Genomic DNA, 15,578 nt, shown 5'->3' on the forward strand with positions numbered 1-15,578 from the left:
GCTTCAGAAATGTCCTACGCATTGAAGTTAAGAATACGTTGCGTTGTGCGCCATTTTCCTCGGGTTCATTGGTTTGGAAGGGAGGTGCGGCAGGAAGTCGGATAAATAGCGTAGCCCAAAGAGAAGTGTTGCCGGAGATATGTATATACCGCACGTCAACGGGGTGGCTGTGTTAAGTCAACTGGAAGTTTCAGTTTGTTACGCTGGGCTGTTAGTTGTTCCACTTCCATCCTTGGAAGTGGGGACAATATCAATAATTTACTGGTCGCCGTGTCCGGCCGAGAGGAACTTGCTGAGGAACTGTCGAGTGCGTTCCTCCCGGGGGGCTGCAAACAAGGCCTTGGCTTCGCCTTGCTCGACGATCACACCTTTGTCGAAAAACACCACGCGGTTCGCTACGTCCCGGGCGAAGCCCATTTCGTGAGTCACAATGACCATGGTGCGCTTTTCTTCGGCCAGGCCACGAATCGTCGCCAGCACCTCGCCCACCAGCTCCGGGTCCAGGGCCGAGGTTGGTTCGTCGAACAGAATCACCTCGGGCTCCATCGCCAGCGCCCTGGCAATCGCCACGCGCTGTTGCTGGCCACCGGAAAGACGCCGCGGGTAGGCGTCCTCCTTGCCCGCCAGCCCGACCTTGGCCAGCAGTTTACGGCCTAAAACCTCAGCGTCGGCACGGGGGATCTTCTTCACCACCAGTGGGCCTTCGATGACGTTCTCCAGCGCGGTGCGATGGGGGAACAGATTGAAGTTCTGGAACACAAAACCCACTTGCTGGCGCAAACGACGCACCAGGTTCTGTTGCTGGTTCAGCGGGCGACTGCCATCGATTTCGATGTCGCCGACCTTGATCCGGCCACTGCTGGGTTCTTCGAGGAAGTTCAGGCAGCGCAGGAAGGTGGTCTTGCCCGAACCGCTGGGGCCGATGATCGCCACCACTTCGCCTTCTTCGATCTCCAGGTCGATGCCATTGAGCACCACTTGACCCTTGAACTGCTTTGTCAGTTTTTCCACGACAATCATGGGTCAGGACTCCTGGTCATGCCGATTGACCCGGGCTTCCAGGACGTTCTGCAGGTGCGCCAGCACGCTGGCCAGAATCCAGTAGATCAGCGCGGCGGCAAGGTACATGGTGAAGATTTCGAAAGTGCGGGCAGTGATCAACTGCGCCTGACGGAACAGCTCCGGCACCTGGATGGTCGCCGCCAGTGCGGTGTCCTTGACCAGGGAAATGAAGCTGTTGCCCAGAGGAGGCAAGGCCGTTCGCGCCGCTTGCGGCAGGATGGCCCGGCGCAGTGTCTGGGCGCGGGTCATGCCGATACTGGCCGCGGCTTCCCATTGGCCGCGCTCGATGGAGCTGATAGCGGCCCGCAGGATTTCACACGCATAGGCCGCCATGTTCAGCGAGAAGCCGATCAGCGCCGCCGGCAATGGATCCAGCTCGATGCCCAGTTGGGGCAGCCCGTAATAGATCACGAACAACTGCACCAGCAGCGGCGTGCCGCGAAAAAACGACACGTAGATGCGGGCGATCCAGCTCACCAGTTTGAAGCGCGACAGGCGCATCAACGCCAGGCCGAAGCCCAGCAGCAAGCCGAAGAACATGCCGCCCAAACTGAGGATGACCGTGTAATACGCGCCCTTGAGCAAGAAGGGCGCGGAGTCCAGCGCGAGTTGAAAAGCCTCTTCCATTATTGGGTGACGTCAGCGTTGAAGTACTTCTGCGAGATTTTCGCCAGGGTGCCGTCGGCCCGTAGTTTGTCGATGGCCTTGTTGATTGCGTCCAGCAGCTCAGGCTCGCCTTTGCGCAGGGCGATACCGGCTTCCTGGCGGGAGAACGGCTCGCCGGCTACAGCGGTGTCCTTGGCCTTGGCGGTCAGCTCCAGAGCAGCCAGCCGGTCTACCAGAATGGCGTCGATGCGGCCTACACGCAGGTCCTGGTATTTGGTTGGGTCATCGTCGTAGGTGCGGATAATAGCCTTTGGCTGGTTTTCCTTGAGCCATTGCTCATAGTTGGTGCCCAGGCCAACGCCGACTTTTTTGCCGGCCAGGTCATCGGCGGTCTTGATGGCGTCTTTGTTCTTGGTCAGAACCAGCGCCTGGATGCCGGAAACGGTGTAAGGCTGGGAGAAGTCATACTTCTTCTTGCGCTCCTCGGAGATGGTGACCTGGTTGATCACCGCGTCCAGGCGCTTGGATTCCAGCGCTGCGAGAATGCCGTCCCATTTGGTCGGTTGCAGTTTGACCTTCACGCCCAGCTCCTTGGCCAGGGCTTCGGAAAACTCCATTTCGAAACCGGCCAGCTTGCCGTCGGCGTCCACGAAACTGAACGGTGGGTAAGTGCCTTCCAGGCCGACGTTGATCACGCCCGCGTCCTTGATCTTTTGCAGCTGCTCACCGGCAACGGCCTGGCCCAGCAGGCCGGCGCTCAATGCCAGGCCCATCGAACCCACCAACAGGTTGCGACGTAATGCGGAAAAATTCATGACAAGCCCCTGTGTTTTCTTATGAAGAGGTTATTTTGGCTGAGATAAGGCGTAGCCGCGATCCGAAAAGATTGCCACATCCTGCCTTAAAGCAGCCTGGGCGTCTCGCGGCAAATGCGCCTGTGGCGAGACTATAGGGTGGTGTTTATAGATTGGAAAATAATATTAAATCATTCAAATATTCGAGTATGGAATGAAAAAAGTCCCCTGTGGGAGCGAGCCTGCTCGCGACAACCAGTCAATGTTGTTTTGGCTGACACGGCGCTATCGCGAGCAGGCTCGCTCCCACATCGAGAACTTCACTACGCCTGGAACGCCGCGTTATACGCAAACAACGCCGGTGCGCCGCCGGTATGCAGGAAGATGATCGGGCCCTCGTCGAAGCGGTCGCGACCCACCCCATCGAGCAGGCCGGCCATCGCCTTGCCGGTGTAGACCGGGTCCAGCAACAGGCCCTCCAGGCCAGCCAGCAATTTGACTGCCGCCAACGTACCGGCATTGGGTTCGCCGTAGCGGGGGGCGAAGTATTCGTCCCACAGGTTCACCTTGAAGGCCGCTGGAAGCGATACATCGAGCAACTGGGCGGTGCGTTCGGCCAAGCCCTGGACCTTGGGGCGCTGGTCTTCTTCGCTGCGAGACACCGTTATGCCAATCACGGGAAGTTGCCCCAGCGTTTCACTGAGCGCCAGCGTCAGGCCGCTGTGCGTCCCGGCGCTGCCCGAAGCCAGCACCACGGCAGCGAAATTCAGGCCGGTGTCCTTGATTTGCTCGGCCAGCTCAAGCCCGGCGCGTACATACCCCAGCGCACCCAGAGCGTTTGAACCGCCAATCGGTACCAGATAGGGCTTCTTCCCATTGCTGCGCAGGCGTGCGGCGAGGGCTTGCAACTGCTCGTCGGCGTTATCCAGGTTTTCTACCAATTCGACCTTGGCGTCGAACAGCTCCAGCAGCAGCCGGTTGCCGTTGCTCAGGTAGTTGCTGTCTTCGGTGCCGATGGGGTTTTCCAGCAGGGCCACACAGCCCAGGCCCAGCTTCGCCGCCAGCGCGGCGGTCTGGCGCACATGATTGGACTGGATCGCCCCGGCGGTGATGAGGGTGTCGGCACCTTGAGCCAGGGCATCGGCGGCCAGGTATTCGAGCTTGCGCAGCTTGTTGCCGCCCAGCGCCAGAGGCGTCAGGTCATCGCGCTTGATATAGATATCGCGACCGAGCCAGGAGGAAAGACGGTCGAGTTTTTCCAGGGGAGTTGGATGACCGAGCAGGTCGAGACGGTTAAAGCGCGCCAGCTGTTGTTTGATCATGGGGTCGTACTGGTTGCAGGAAATCCATGGACTATAGGCACGCCGATATTGATGGGCAACCGCCAATCCTTTGCCGGGGCGTAAATGGGGACGCATGAGAGATGAGCAGCGAAAACCTGTGGCAGCGAGCCTGCTCGCGATCGCGGTGTGTCAGCGAATGGATGTACCCACTGAACCACCGCGATCGCGAGCAGGCTCGCTCCCACAGGGGCTGTGTTATGTCTGTTGAACACTGAACGAATGCTCTCCAGGCAACGTCATACCCTCCCGTAGGCTAGCGTAGGAAACATGTCATCCAGCCGTGCGATTAGTCCTTAGCTACCTATTCATGTTTAACTTGAACGTTCATTCAAGTTAAACCGTCGGTTTGCTGCCCGCTCACAACAGGAGGCTTGCCTTTGCCGAGTCCGTTTTCGATTTTCACGATTCCGCTTTGCGGGGTACATCGCTCATGAGTGCCTCGTCCCTTCCACCCAGCGGCCTGGTCCGCATGAATCCGCCGGTTTTTTACTTTGCCGCGACCTTCATTCTGCTGTTCGGCCTGGTGGTCATCGCCGTGCCGGAGCAGGCGGGTGCCTGGCTGCTGGCGGCGCAGAACTGGGCGGCCAATACGGTCGGCTGGTATTACATGTTGGCGATGACCCTGTATCTGGTCTTCGTGGTGGTCACCGCCTTGTCCGGCTACGGCAAGATCAAGCTCGGTGCCGACCACGACGAGCCCGAATTCAGTTACCTGTCCTGGGCTGGCATGCTGTTCGCTGCCGGTATCAGCATCACGCTGTTTTTTTTCTGTGTCTCCGAACCGCTGACCCATCTGGTTCAGCCACCGCAAGGCGAGGCCGGTACCGCAGATGCCGCGCGCCAGGCCATGCAGATCCTGTTTCTGCACTGGGGCCTGCACGGCTGGGGCGTGTTTGCTTTCGTCGGCATGGCCCTGGCGTACTTTGCCTACCGGCACAATTTGCCGCTGGCCCTGCGTTCAGCGCTGTACCCGCTGATCGGTAAACGTATTAACGGTCCCATCGGCTACGCGGTGGACGGCTTCGGCATCATCGCGACCGTGTTCGGCCTCGGCGCGGACATGGGGTTTGGGGTGCTGCATCTCAATTCCGGGCTCGATTACCTGTTCGGCATCGCCCATACCCAGTGGATTCAGGTCGGCCTGATCGTGCTGATGATGGGCGCGGCAATCATTGTGGCGGTGGCCGGTGTCGATAAAGGCGTGCGGGTCATGTCCGACATCAACATGCTGCTGGCCTGCGCATTGCTGCTGTTCGTGCTGTTTGCCGGACCTACCCAGCATTTGCTCAACACGTTGATCCAGAACATCGGCGATTATCTCGGCGCCCTGCCGATGAAGAGTTTTGACGTGTATGCCTACGACGAGCCCAGCGACTGGCTGGGCGGCTGGACGGTGTTCTACTGGGCCTGGTGGATTGCGTGGTCGCCGTTCGTGGGGTTGTTCATTGCGCGCATTTCCCGTGGGCGCACTATCCGTGAGTTCGTGTTTGGCGTGCTGCTGATTCCCCTTGGCTTCACCCTGGCGTGGATGTCGATCTTCGGTAACAGCGCCATTGACCAAGTGCTGAACCACGGCATGAGTGCCCTGGGTATGTCGGCCCTGGAAAACCCGTCGATGAGCCTTTATTTGCTGCTGGAAACCTATCCATGGAGCAAGACCGTCATCGCGGTCACCGTGTTTATCAGTTTTGTGTTCTTCGTCACGTCAGCCGACTCCGGCACCGTGGTGCTTTCCACGTTGTCGGCCAAGGGCGGCAACCCCGATGAAGACGGGCCCAAATGGCTGCGGGTGTTCTGGGGGGCGATGACTGCCCTGGTGACCAGCGCATTGCTGTTCTCCGGCAGTATCGATGCCTTGAAGTCGGCAGTGGTGCTGACGTCCTTGCCGTTCTCGCTGATTCTGCTGCTGATGATGTGGGGCCTGCACAAGGCGTTTTACCTCGAGTCCCAGAAGCAGATTGCGCAGTTGCATTCGCTGGCGCCGGTGTCGGCTTCTCGACGGGGTACGGGCGGCTGGCGACAGCGCTTGAGTCAGGCGGTGCATTTCCCGTCCCGCGATGAGGTGTACCGTTTTCTCGACACCACGGTGCGCCCGGCCATCGAAGAGGTGAAGGCTGTGTTCGCCGAGAAAGGTCTGACAGTGGTGACCCAGCCAGACCCGGCCAACGACAGCGTCAGCCTGGAGATCGGCCACGGCGAGCAGCATCCGTTCATCTACCAGGTGCAGATGCGCGGCTACTTCACGCCGTCCTTCGCCCGCGGCGGCATGGGCTCCAAGGAACTCAACAACCGCCGTTACTACCGCGCCGAAGTGCACCTGAGCGAAGGCAGCCAGGACTACGATCTGGTGGGTTATACCAAGGAGCAGGTCATCAACGACATCCTCGACCAATACGAGCGGCACATGCAGTTCCTGCATCTGGTGCGCTGATCGGGCGAAACCTCAGACCAGGCCGCCGTTGGCTCGCAGAATTTGCCCGTTCACCCAGCCGGCGGCCGGGCTGACCAGGAAGGATATGATGCTGGCGATGTCCTCCGGCTGGCCGAGGCGTTCCAGGGGCGGCATTTTGGCGAAGTTCTGGATCTGTTCTTCGCTCTTGCCATGCAGGAACAGTTCGGTAGCAACCGGGCCGGGCGCCACGGCGTTGACCGTGATCTGGCGGCCGCGCAGTTCCTTGGCAAACACCTGTGTCAGTGACTCGACGGCGGCCTTGCTGGCGATGTACACCGAATAACCGGGCAGGTTCAGGCCAACGGTGCTGCTGGAAAAATTCACGATCCGGCCACCGTCGTTCAAACGGGTTGCGGCTTCGCGCAGGGTGTTGAAGGTGCCGCGGGTGTTGATGGCGAACGTCTGGTCGAACAACTCGTCACTGTGCTGGGCCAAGGGCATCACTTGCAGGGTACCCGCGTTATTGATCAGCACATCCACCTTGCCCAGTTGCGCTTCGGTTTCATCGAACATCCGGCGGACGTCGACGGCAGAGGACACATCTGCCTTGATCGCTATGGCTTGGTGACCGGCCTGGCGCAATTGCACCACCAGCTTCGAGGCTTCGGCGGCGCTGTTGGCGTAGTTAATGGCGACGGCATAGCCATCGAGAGCCAATTGCTTGGCGATTTCGGCACCGATGCCGCGGGAGGCGCCGGTTACGATGGCAACTTTGGCGGTTGGAGAGGGCATAAGAGGGCTCCTTTTGAAGTGGATGACGCCAGATTCACATGTTTACCCTCAGCGATAAATGCCCGACGGCTGCCTTGACTGTTCAGTAATTACAAACAATAAGCGCGCTGCATGACGCCTCGTTGATTGGCCGATGCGTGGCCAATCTGCGGCAGATCACCTGCGCCGGCATCCAGCCCCCACACCTGATATGCGAACTTTCGGCCTGACGAATGCGTCTGTGAGGTGTTAGCTTGCCCCTTGTACCAGCCACCCGAACAGAGAGCCTTTCGATGACCTACACCGCTGCCGAAAACCGCTACGAGTCCATTCCTTACCGCCGTGTCGGTCGCAGCGGGCTGGTGCTGCCGGCGCTGTCGTTGGGGTTGTGGCACAACTTCGGCGACAGCACGCCGATCGACACGCAGCGTTCGCTGCTGCGTACGGCGTTTGATCTGGGTATCAATCACTTCGACCTGGCCAACAACTACGGCCCGCCCTACGGCAGCGCCGAGATCAATTTTGGTCGGTTGCTGCGCGAAGACTTCAAGCAGTATCGCGATGAGTTGATCATCTCCAGCAAGGCCGGTTGGGACATGTGGCCGGGTCCTTACGGCCAGGGTGGTGGTTCGCGCAAGTACGTGTTGGCCAGCCTGGACCAGAGCCTGCAACGCCTGGGCCTGGACTATGTGGATATCTTCTATTCCCACCGCTTCGACCCCGACACCCCGCTGGAAGAAACTGCCAGTGCGCTGGCCACGGCTGTGCAGCAGGGCAAGGCGTTGTACATTGGCATCTCTTCGTATTCCGGGGTGAAGACTCGGGAAATGGCTGCGCTACTCAAAGAGTGGAAGGTCCCACTGCTGATCCATCAACCGGCCTACAACCTGCTTAATCGCTGGGTGGAAAAGGACCTGCTGGACGCCACCGATGAACTGGGCACGGGTGTGATTGCCTTTACGCCGTTGGCCCAGGGCCTGCTGACCGACAAGTACCTCAAAGGCATTCCGGCCGATGCGCGGGTCAATCGCCCGGGTGGTGGTTCGTTGCAGGCTTCGCACCTGTCGCAGGAGAACATCGCCCATGTACGCGCCCTCAATGAAATTGCCCAGCGTCGCGGGCAAAGCCTGGCGCAAATGGCCCTGGCCTGGACCCTGCGCGACGCACGGGTAACCTCTGCGCTGATCGGCGCCAGTCGGCCGGAGCAGATTATCGAGAACGTCGGGGCGTTGAAGAACCTGAGTTTTAGCGCTGAAGAACTGGCGCAGATCGACCGGTTTGCCCAGGAGGGCGGGATCAATCTGTGGGAGAAGCCTTCGTCGGCGGAGTAGTGACTTGAGCCAATCAGCCGATCCGCCAGAAATGGCCGGCTGTACACAAAACCCTGTGGGAGGGAGCTTGCTCCCTCCCACAGGTGTTCGCTCGTCGGCGAGGTGTGCCTAGTTACTGATTGCCAGGATGCTCGCCTGGTACGCCCCTACAAACACATCGAAATCCCCCACTTCGTTCTGCTCAAGCTCGGCTTGCTGAGCCAGGGATTGACGAGCGTTTTCTTCGAATGCGCTCTGTTCCTGGGCAGGCAACGGCTCGGCGCGGAAGAATTCGGCGTGGGCCTTGCTCTGGCGCAGGGAGAACTGGGCGAAACTTTCCTGGTGTTCTGCCATGGCCGCCAGCACTTGGGCGGAAGGCGTCAGGGACGGGTCCCGCACCTTCGCCAATTGCGCGTCCAATGCCTGGCGGTGGGCGTCGCCCCCCTGGCTCTCGTCGAGCAGCGAGGCCAATGGCGCGATCTTTTCCAGAAGCTCGATAGCCCAGGCTTGCATGTCCACCGATTGCCCTTGGCGTTGCAATTGCAAACCTGGCCGACGGCCTTCCTTGACCACGGTCAGGAAGTTGTTCGTCGCATTGCTGCATTCGTTGTTTTCCAGGAGCGGACTGTCGTTCAGACCGCAATACAGCAGGAACGCATCGAGGAAGCGCGATTCGGTGAGGTCGATGCCCATCGGCAGGAAGGGGTTGATGTCCAGGCAACGGACTTCGACGTACTGGATGCCTCGAGCCATCAACGCCTGGATCGGGCGCTCGCCGGTATAGGTCACGCGTTTTGGGCGGATGTTGGAGTAGTACTCGTTTTCGATCTGCAAAATATTGGTGTTGAGCTGCACCCACTCACCATTCTTATGCGTGCCGACTTCGACGTAGGGCGCGTACGGTGTCGCCACCGCCTTGCGCAGGCTGTCGGTATAGCTTGCCAGGTCGTTGTAGCAGGGGGTCAGGCCGGCCTGGGCGTTGCTTTGGTAACCCAGGTCGCTCATGCGCAGGCTGGTGGCGTACGGCAGGTACAAGGTGTCCGGATCCAATTGTTCCAACTGGTGCGGACGGCCGCGCAGAAAGCCGGCATCCAGAGCCGGCGAGGCACCGAACAGGTACATCAGCAACCAGCTGTAGCGACGGAAATTACGGATCAGCGCGATGTAGGCCGATGACTGGAAATCACGATCGCTCGCTTCAACGGCTTCGGCCTGACGCAGCAGCGGCCAGAGTTTTTCCGGCAGGGAAAAGTTGTAGTGGATCCCGGCGATGCATTGCATGGTCTTGCCATAGCGCAGGGCCAGACCCTGGCGGTAGACATACTTGAGCCGACCAATGTTCGAGGTGCCGTAATACGCGATCGGGATGTCTTCCTCCGCTGGCAGCGGGCACGGCATCGAAGGGCTCCACAGGTACTCGTTGCCGAGCTTGCTGTAGGCAAACCGGTGGATCTTGTCGAGGCTGCGCAAGGTATCGGCCACGTCAGCCTGGGCCGGGGTGATGAACTCCAGCAGCGACTCGGAATAGTCGGTGGTGATCTGCTCGTTGGTCAGCGCCGAGCCCAGGGCTTCGGGGTGCGGGGTCTGCGCCAGATGCCCTGTGTCCGTGACGCGCAGGCATTCACGTTCGATGCCGTGCAGGCACTGCTCGAGCAGGGAGAGGTTGGCGCGCTCGCCGAGCAGAGCCAGGCGGCGGTTTAAAAGGTCGCTCAAGTTGAATTCCTTCACGCGTCAGTCGCCCCAATATGGGGGTGGTCACGACGGTCTACAAGGGTGAAGTTAAAACTGGCGTTTTCGCCTGGTTTTTGTGTGGCCAAAGACAATTCGTCGCGGCCCCTCTGTGGGAGCGAGCCTGCTCGCGATAGCGGTATGTCGGTCAACTTTACATTGACTGGTCCACCGCTATCGCGAGCAGGCTCGCTCCCACAGGGGATATCGATGCCGCATTCGCAGCGCCGAAATTAACCCAAATCGATGACAGGGAGCTATAGGACTGCGAACGTGCCTTGTGCTTTTGCGACCAGTTTGTCGCCTTGCATCACCTCGGCCTCAACCACCAGCGTGCGCCGACCCGGGTGGATGACCCGGGCCGTGCAGAGCACCTCACCGTCGGAGACGGCGCGGATGTAGTTGATCTTGCATTCGATGGTCGCACTCTGCTGGTCAAAACCGTGGACACTGGAACAAGCCAGGCCCATGGCGATGTCCACCAGGCTGAACAGCGCGCCGCCGTGCAGCTTGCCGCCACGGTTGCGTAGCGGTGGCTCAAGGCTCAGGGCGACTTGCGCCACCCCGTCCCCCAGGCTGTGCAGACGGCAGCCGAGCAGCTTGAAAAACGCGCTTTCCACCAACCCGGCTGGCGCGTCCATCAGCGTTTCTTCAACTGCTTGGCGTTGGCGAACAGCGAGGCCATGGCGTTGTTCGCCGGGGCCGCAGTGGCGGTTTCCTTGCGCGGCGCGGTGTTCTGCGACTGGCGCGGTGTCGAGCCCGGACGAGCGCCGCGGGCACCGTCGACCTTCTCGCCCGGTGTGTCACTCATGCGCATCGACAGACCGACGCGTTTGCGCGGGATGTCGACTTCCATGACCTTCACTTTCACCACATCACCGGCCTTTACCGCTTCGCGCGGGTCCTTGATGAACTTCTCCGACAAGGCGGAGATGTGCACCAGACCATCCTGATGCACGCCGATGTCGACGAAGGCACCGAAATTGGTGACGTTGGTCACCACGCCTTCGAGGATCATGCCCGGCTGCAGGTCCTTGAGGTCTTCGACGCCGTCCTGGAACTCGGCGGTCTTGAACTCGGGGCGTGGGTCGCGGCCGGGTTTCTCCAGTTCCTGAAGAATGTCGGTCACGGTGGGCAGGCCGAAGGTTTCGTCGGTGAATTTTTTCGGGTCCAGGCGCTTGAGGAACGCGGCGTCACCGATCAACGAGCGGATGTCGCGGTCGGTCTGGGCGGCGATGCGTTGCACCAGCGGATAGGCCTCAGGGTGGACAGCCGACGAATCCAGCGGGTTGTCGCCGTTCATGACGCGCAGGAAACCGGCGGCTTGTTCGAAGGTTTTTTCACCCAGGCGCGGGACTTTCTTCAATGCGGCGCGGGTCTTGAACGCACCGTGTTCGTCGCGGTGGGTGACGATGTTCTGCGCCAGCGTGGCGTTGAGGCCGGAGATGCGCGCCAGCAGCGCTACCGAAGCGGTGTTCACGTCCACGCCCACGGCGTTCACGCAATCCTCCACGACGGCGTCCAGGCCCCGGGCCAGTTTCAACTGGGAAACGTCGTGCTGGTACTGGCCGACACCGATGGATTTCGGATCGATCTTCACCAGTTCCGCCAGCGGGTCCTGCAGGCGACGGGCGATGGACACCGCCCCGCGAATCGACACGTCCAGGTCCGGGAACTCCTTGGAGGCCAGTTCCGACGCCGAATAAACCGAAGCGCCGGCCTCGGAAACCATGACCTTGGTCATCTTCATGGCCGGGTATTTCTTGATCAGTTCGGCGGCCAGTTTGTCGGTCTCCCGGCTGGCGGTGCCGTTGCCGATGGCGATCAGGTCCACCGAATGCTTGGCGCATAGCGCGGCGAGCACGGCGAGGGTCTGGTCCCACTTGTTATGCGGTACATGGGGGTAGACCGTGGCATGGTCCAGCAGCTTGCCGGTGGAGTCCACCACGGCCACTTTGCAACCGGTACGCAGGCCCGGGTCCAGGCCCAGGGTGGCGCGCGGCCCGGCCGGTGCGGCCAGCAGCAGGTCGTGCAGGTTGTGGGCGAAGACGTTGATCGCTTCTGTCTCAGCGTTGTCGCGCAGCTCGCCCAGCAGATCGGTTTCCAGGTGGGTGTAGAGTTTGACCTTCCAGGTCCAGCGCACCACTTCGGCCAGCCATTTGTCGGCGGCGCGGTTCTGGTTCTGGATGCCGAACTGCTGGCCGATCATGCCTTCGCACGGGTGCATGGTGCCGGGCAACTCATCGCCCACCTTCAGCGCGGAGCTGAGAATGCCTTCGTTGCGGCCGCGGAAAATTGCCAGGGCGCGGTGGGACGGCATGCTCTTGAGCGGTTCGTCGTGTTCGAAGTAGTCGCGGAACTTGGCGCCTTCTTCTTCCTTGCCGGCGATCACGCGGGCGCTGAGGGTGGCTTCCTGCTTGAGGTAATTGCGCAGTTTTTCCAGCAGGTTGGCGTCTTCGGCGAAGCGTTCCATAAGGATGTACTTGGCGCCTTCCAGCGCGGCTTTCACGTCCGCCACACCTTTTTCGGCATCGACGAAACGCGCGGCTTCGGTTTCCGGGGACAGGGTCGGGTCGTTGAACAGGCCGTCGGCCAGCTCGCCGAGGCCGGCCTCCAGGGCGATCTGGCCCTTGGTGCGGCGTTTTTGCTTATAGGGCAGGTACAGGTCTTCGAGACGGGTCTTGGTATCGGCCAGCTTGATGTCACGCTCAAGTTGCGGGGTCAGCTTGCCCTGTTCCTGAATGCTGGCCAGGATGCTGACGCGCCGCTCGTCGAGTTCTCGCAAGTAGCGCAGGCGCTCTTCCAGATGACGCAATTGAGTGTCATCGAGGCTGCCGGTCACTTCTTTGCGGTAACGGGCGATAAAGGGCACCGTGGAGCCCTCATCCAGTAGCGCGACGGCCGCTTCGACCTGTTGTGGGCGTACGCCGAGTTCCTCGGCGATGCGGCTGTTGATGCTGTCCATAAAACCACCTGAAAAATTGTGAAATCAGACTCGTCACCGCAGAAACCGGGCTCGGCGAGACTGGTTGAGCGGCCTGGCGTGCGCCGCTGCCTGGGTCAAGAGGCTGCCTGTTGACCCGCGAAATTCAGAAAGTGCTGCCTGGCAAGGGAAAAAACGATGGGTCGGGATCACGATCCGACATTCCCTGGCACAAAAGGCCGCGCATTATAACCAGCGTTGCGTTCTTAGGGGGCGTCGTGGTCTGTAGGCTCGATACCCGGATGACTGGAGATAGAGGAAAAATCTGCTAACAATGCACACGGTGCGTATAACGGCAGCTAGGCCATAATGCGCGCCGAGATCAAAGGAGCTTCCTATGAGCAGCACTGCACAAACTGCTGAAGGCGAAAAAATTCTTATTGTTGACGACGATCCGGGGCTGAGCAGCCTGCTGGAGCGCTTTTTCGTCAGCAAGGGCTACCGTGCCCGCACCGTACCGAACACCGAGCAAATGGATCGGCTGCTGGCCCGTGAGGTCTTCAACCTGGTGGTCCTCGACCTGATGCTGCCAGGTGAAGACGGTTTGACAGCCTGCCGTCGCCTGCGTGGCGCGAACAACCAGATCCCGATCATCATGCTCACGGCCAAGGGCGATGAGCTGAGCCGTATCAAGGGTCTGGAACTGGGCGCTGACGATTACCTGGCCAAGCCGTTCAACCCGGACGAGCTGATGGCCCGGGTCAAGGCGGTGTTGCGTCGTCAGTCGGCCCCGGTGCCTGGCGCCCCGGGCAGCGAAGATGAAAGCGTGACCTTCGGCGACTATGAACTGTCCCTGGCCACTCGCGAGCTCAAGCGCGGCGATGAAATACACATGCTCACCACCGGTGAGTTCGCCGTGCTCAAGGCCCTGGTGATGAACGCCCGTCAGCCGCTGACCCGCGACAAGCTGATGAACCTGGCCCGTGGCCGTGAATGGGATGCGCTGGAGCGATCCATCGACGTGCAGATTTCCCGTCTGCGCCGGATGATCGAGCCTGATCCTTCCAAGCCGCGATATATCCAGACTGTCTGGGGCGTGGGTTATGTATTCGTGCCGGATGGCGCCGCCAGCAAGTGATCGGTGATTTGTAGGAGCGGGTGGCCTGGCGGGTTGAATTTCTTCCTGCAGGCGACTCGCGGTCCGTTATTGTGCGAGCATCGCTCGCTCCTGCAAGTGTGTAGCGGCTATTCATGAAAACCCCCGTTTGGTTCCCCCAGAGCTTCTTCTCCCGCACCCTCTGGCTGGTGCTGATTGTCGTGCTCTTTTCCAAGGCACTGACGCTCGTCTACTTGCTGATGAACGAAGATGTGCTGGTGGACCGGCAGTACAGCCATGGCGTTGCCTTGACCCTTCGAGCCTATTGGGCCGCCGACGAAGCCAACCGGGAGAAGATCGCCGAAGCGGCGACCCTGATCCGGGTGGTTGGCGCCGGCGTGCCGGAAGGCGAACAACACTGGCCTTACAGCGAGATCTATCAACGGCAGATGCAGGACGAACTCGGCGCCGATACCGAAGTGCGCTTGCGTATGCACTCGCCTCCGGCGCTGTGGGTCCGTGCGCCGAGCCTGGGGGATGGCTGGTTGAAGGTACCGTTGTACCCCCACCCGTTGCGCGGCCAGAAAATCTGGAACGTGCTTGGCTGGTTCCTGGCCATCGGCCTGTTGTCGACCGCTTCGGCGTGGATCTTCGTCAGCCAGCTCAATCAGCCGCTCAAGCGTCTGGTCTACGCGGCCCGACAATTGGGCCAGGGCCGTAGCGTACGATTGCCCATCAGCGACACTCCCAGTGAAATGACCGAGGTGTACCGCGCTTTCAACCAGATGGCCGAGGACGTCGAGCAGGCCGGACGCGAGCGTGAACTGATGCTTGCGGGCGTCTCCCACGACCTGCGCACACCGTTGACCCGTTTACGGCTGTCGCTGGAGTTGATGGGCGAGCACACCGACCTGACCGATGAAATGGTCCGCGATATCGAAGACATGGACGCGATTCTCGATCAGTTCCTGGCGTTCATTCGCGACGGTCGGGACGAGTCCGTGGAAGAAGTCGATCTCAGCGAGCTGGTACGGGAAGTGGCCGCGCCCTATAACCAGAACTGCGAAAAAGTGCACCTGCGCCTGGAGCCGATCCAGCCGTTCCCGCTGCGCCGGGTGTCGATGAAGCGATTGCTGAACAACCTGATCGGCAATGCCTTGAATCACGCCGGCACGGGCGTCGAAGTGGCGGCTTATGTTTCCGGTGATACCAGCGCACCTTATGTGGTGCTCAGCGTCATGGACCGCGGTGCCGGGATCGATCCGTCGGAACTGGAAGCCATTTTCAACCCCTTCACCCGGGGCGACCGTGCCCGGGGCGGAAAAGGCACGGGATTGGGCCTGGCCATTGTCAAGCGCATCGCTTCGATGCACGGCGGCAATGTCGAATTGCGCAACCGCGTCGGTGGTGGTCTGGAAGCGCGGGTGAGGTTGCCGTTGGGGCTGTTGTTGCCTAGGGATGCGGTATAGGGATACACCCGTTTGCTCAAGAACTGATGTGGGAGCGAGCCTGCTCGCGATAGCAGTGGATCAGCAGCATTGATGTTGACTGAC

At 60.5% G+C, this 15,578-nt stretch carries 12 protein-coding genes; 4 read left to right on the top strand and 8 right to left on the bottom strand.

Going from position 1 to position 15,578, the window contains the following annotated elements; translation table 11 throughout:
• Positions 1-258: 258 nt before the first annotated feature.
• The 4 genes from tcyN to T3A99_RS27025 all read right to left on the bottom strand — a co-directional run bounded on the left by tcyN (position 259) and on the right by T3A99_RS27025 (position 3,784).
• Positions 259-1,020 carry an L-cystine ABC transporter ATP-binding protein TcyN gene (gene tcyN / locus T3A99_RS27010; protein WP_047226832.1) on the bottom strand — a complete coding sequence of 254 codons (762 nt, stop codon included), beginning with the start codon at positions 1,018-1,020 and terminating at the stop codon, positions 259-261.
• A gap of 3 nt (positions 1,021-1,023) precedes the next feature.
• Positions 1,024-1,689, bottom strand: coding sequence for a cystine ABC transporter permease (gene tcyL, locus T3A99_RS27015; protein WP_047226833.1), 666 nt, complete (start codon positions 1,687-1,689; stop codon positions 1,024-1,026).
• A complete protein-coding gene (gene tcyJ / locus T3A99_RS27020) occupies positions 1,689-2,483 on the bottom strand; it encodes a cystine ABC transporter substrate-binding protein (RefSeq protein ID WP_322834975.1) in 795 nt (264 codons plus the stop codon). The genes tcyL and tcyJ overlap by 1 nt, the downstream gene beginning before the upstream one ends.
• 302 nt (positions 2,484-2,785) lie before the next feature.
• Positions 2,786-3,784 (bottom strand): D-cysteine desulfhydrase, encoded by a 999-nt coding sequence (locus T3A99_RS27025; protein WP_188251755.1) that lies wholly within the window; start codon positions 3,782-3,784, stop codon positions 2,786-2,788.
• A gap of 490 nt (positions 3,785-4,274) precedes the next feature.
• Between T3A99_RS27025 and betT the strand changes: the two genes are divergently transcribed.
• Positions 4,275-6,236 carry a choline transporter BetT gene (gene betT / locus T3A99_RS27030; RefSeq protein ID WP_171061300.1) on the top strand — a complete coding sequence of 654 codons (1,962 nt, stop codon included), beginning with the start codon at positions 4,275-4,277 and terminating at the stop codon, positions 6,234-6,236.
• Between the two features lie 12 nt (positions 6,237-6,248).
• On the opposite strand, the gene T3A99_RS27035 is transcribed toward betT, so the two are convergent.
• Positions 6,249-6,989 (bottom strand): SDR family oxidoreductase, encoded by a 741-nt coding sequence (locus T3A99_RS27035; RefSeq protein ID WP_047226837.1) that lies wholly within the window; start codon positions 6,987-6,989, stop codon positions 6,249-6,251.
• 272 nt (positions 6,990-7,261) lie between these two features.
• On the opposite strand from T3A99_RS27035, the gene mgrA reads away from it, so the two are divergent.
• On the top strand, positions 7,262-8,299 hold the full coding sequence (gene mgrA, locus T3A99_RS27040) for an L-glyceraldehyde 3-phosphate reductase (RefSeq protein ID WP_047226838.1): 1,038 nt from the start codon (positions 7,262-7,264) through the stop codon (positions 8,297-8,299).
• 108 nt (positions 8,300-8,407) lie between these two features.
• On the opposite strand, the gene gshA is transcribed toward mgrA, so the two are convergent.
• The 3 genes from gshA to T3A99_RS27055 form a co-directional block, all read right to left on the bottom strand.
• Positions 8,408-9,991, bottom strand: coding sequence for a glutamate--cysteine ligase (gene gshA, locus T3A99_RS27045; protein ID WP_047226839.1), 1,584 nt, complete (start codon positions 9,989-9,991; stop codon positions 8,408-8,410).
• Between the two features lie 272 nt (positions 9,992-10,263).
• Positions 10,264-10,647: a PaaI family thioesterase gene (locus T3A99_RS27050; RefSeq protein ID WP_047226840.1), complete on the bottom strand. Its 384-nt coding sequence runs from the start codon at positions 10,645-10,647 to the stop codon at positions 10,264-10,266.
• Positions 10,647-12,971, bottom strand: coding sequence for a Tex family protein (locus T3A99_RS27055; protein WP_047226841.1), 2,325 nt, complete (start codon positions 12,969-12,971; stop codon positions 10,647-10,649). Before T3A99_RS27055 ends, T3A99_RS27050 begins: the two co-directional genes overlap by 1 nt.
• Positions 12,972-13,326: 355 nt before the next feature.
• Here T3A99_RS27055 and ompR point away from each other — a divergent pair, with 355 nt between their 5' ends.
• Both ompR and T3A99_RS27065 read left to right on the top strand, forming a co-directional pair.
• Positions 13,327-14,067 (top strand): two-component system response regulator OmpR, encoded by a 741-nt coding sequence (ompR, locus tag T3A99_RS27060; RefSeq protein WP_025211284.1) that lies wholly within the window; start codon positions 13,327-13,329, stop codon positions 14,065-14,067.
• 113 nt (positions 14,068-14,180) lie between these two features.
• Positions 14,181-15,494, top strand: a complete 1,314-nt coding sequence (locus T3A99_RS27065; protein WP_274090795.1) for an ATP-binding protein — start codon at positions 14,181-14,183, stop codon at positions 15,492-15,494.
• Positions 15,495-15,578 lie beyond the last annotated feature (84 nt).

Source organism: Pseudomonas sp. N-137 (assembly GCF_034555295.1).
GTDB lineage: Bacteria > Pseudomonadota > Gammaproteobacteria > Pseudomonadales > Pseudomonadaceae > Aquipseudomonas > Aquipseudomonas rhizophila.

What these genes read in the sequence shown, in the direction of transcription:
- T3A99_RS27035 (WP_047226837.1), bottom strand. Translation starts at nt 6,989, where the DNA reads ATGCCCTCTCCAACCGCCAAAGTTGCCATCGTAACCGGCGCCTCCCGC.
- ompR (WP_025211284.1), top strand. Translation starts at nt 13,327, where the DNA reads ATGAGCAGCACTGCACAAACTGCTGAAGGCGAAAAAATTCTTATTGTT.
- T3A99_RS27025 (WP_188251755.1), bottom strand. Translation starts at nt 3,784, where the DNA reads ATGATCAAACAACAGCTGGCGCGCTTTAACCGTCTCGACCTGCTCGGT.
- T3A99_RS27055 (WP_047226841.1), bottom strand. Translation starts at nt 12,971, where the DNA reads ATGGACAGCATCAACAGCCGCATCGCCGAGGAACTCGGCGTACGCCCA.
- tcyL (WP_047226833.1), bottom strand. Translation starts at nt 1,689, where the DNA reads ATGGAAGAGGCTTTTCAACTCGCGCTGGACTCCGCGCCCTTCTTGCTC.
- tcyN (WP_047226832.1), bottom strand. Translation starts at nt 1,020, where the DNA reads ATGATTGTCGTGGAAAAACTGACAAAGCAGTTCAAGGGTCAAGTGGTG.
- tcyJ (WP_322834975.1), bottom strand. Translation starts at nt 2,483, where the DNA reads ATGAATTTTTCCGCATTACGTCGCAACCTGTTGGTGGGTTCGATGGGC.
- T3A99_RS27065 (WP_274090795.1), top strand. Translation starts at nt 14,181, where the DNA reads ATGAAAACCCCCGTTTGGTTCCCCCAGAGCTTCTTCTCCCGCACCCTC.
- betT (WP_171061300.1), top strand. Translation starts at nt 4,275, where the DNA reads ATGAATCCGCCGGTTTTTTACTTTGCCGCGACCTTCATTCTGCTGTTC.
- mgrA (WP_047226838.1), top strand. Translation starts at nt 7,262, where the DNA reads ATGACCTACACCGCTGCCGAAAACCGCTACGAGTCCATTCCTTACCGC.
- T3A99_RS27050 (WP_047226840.1), bottom strand. Translation starts at nt 10,647, where the DNA reads ATGGACGCGCCAGCCGGGTTGGTGGAAAGCGCGTTTTTCAAGCTGCTC.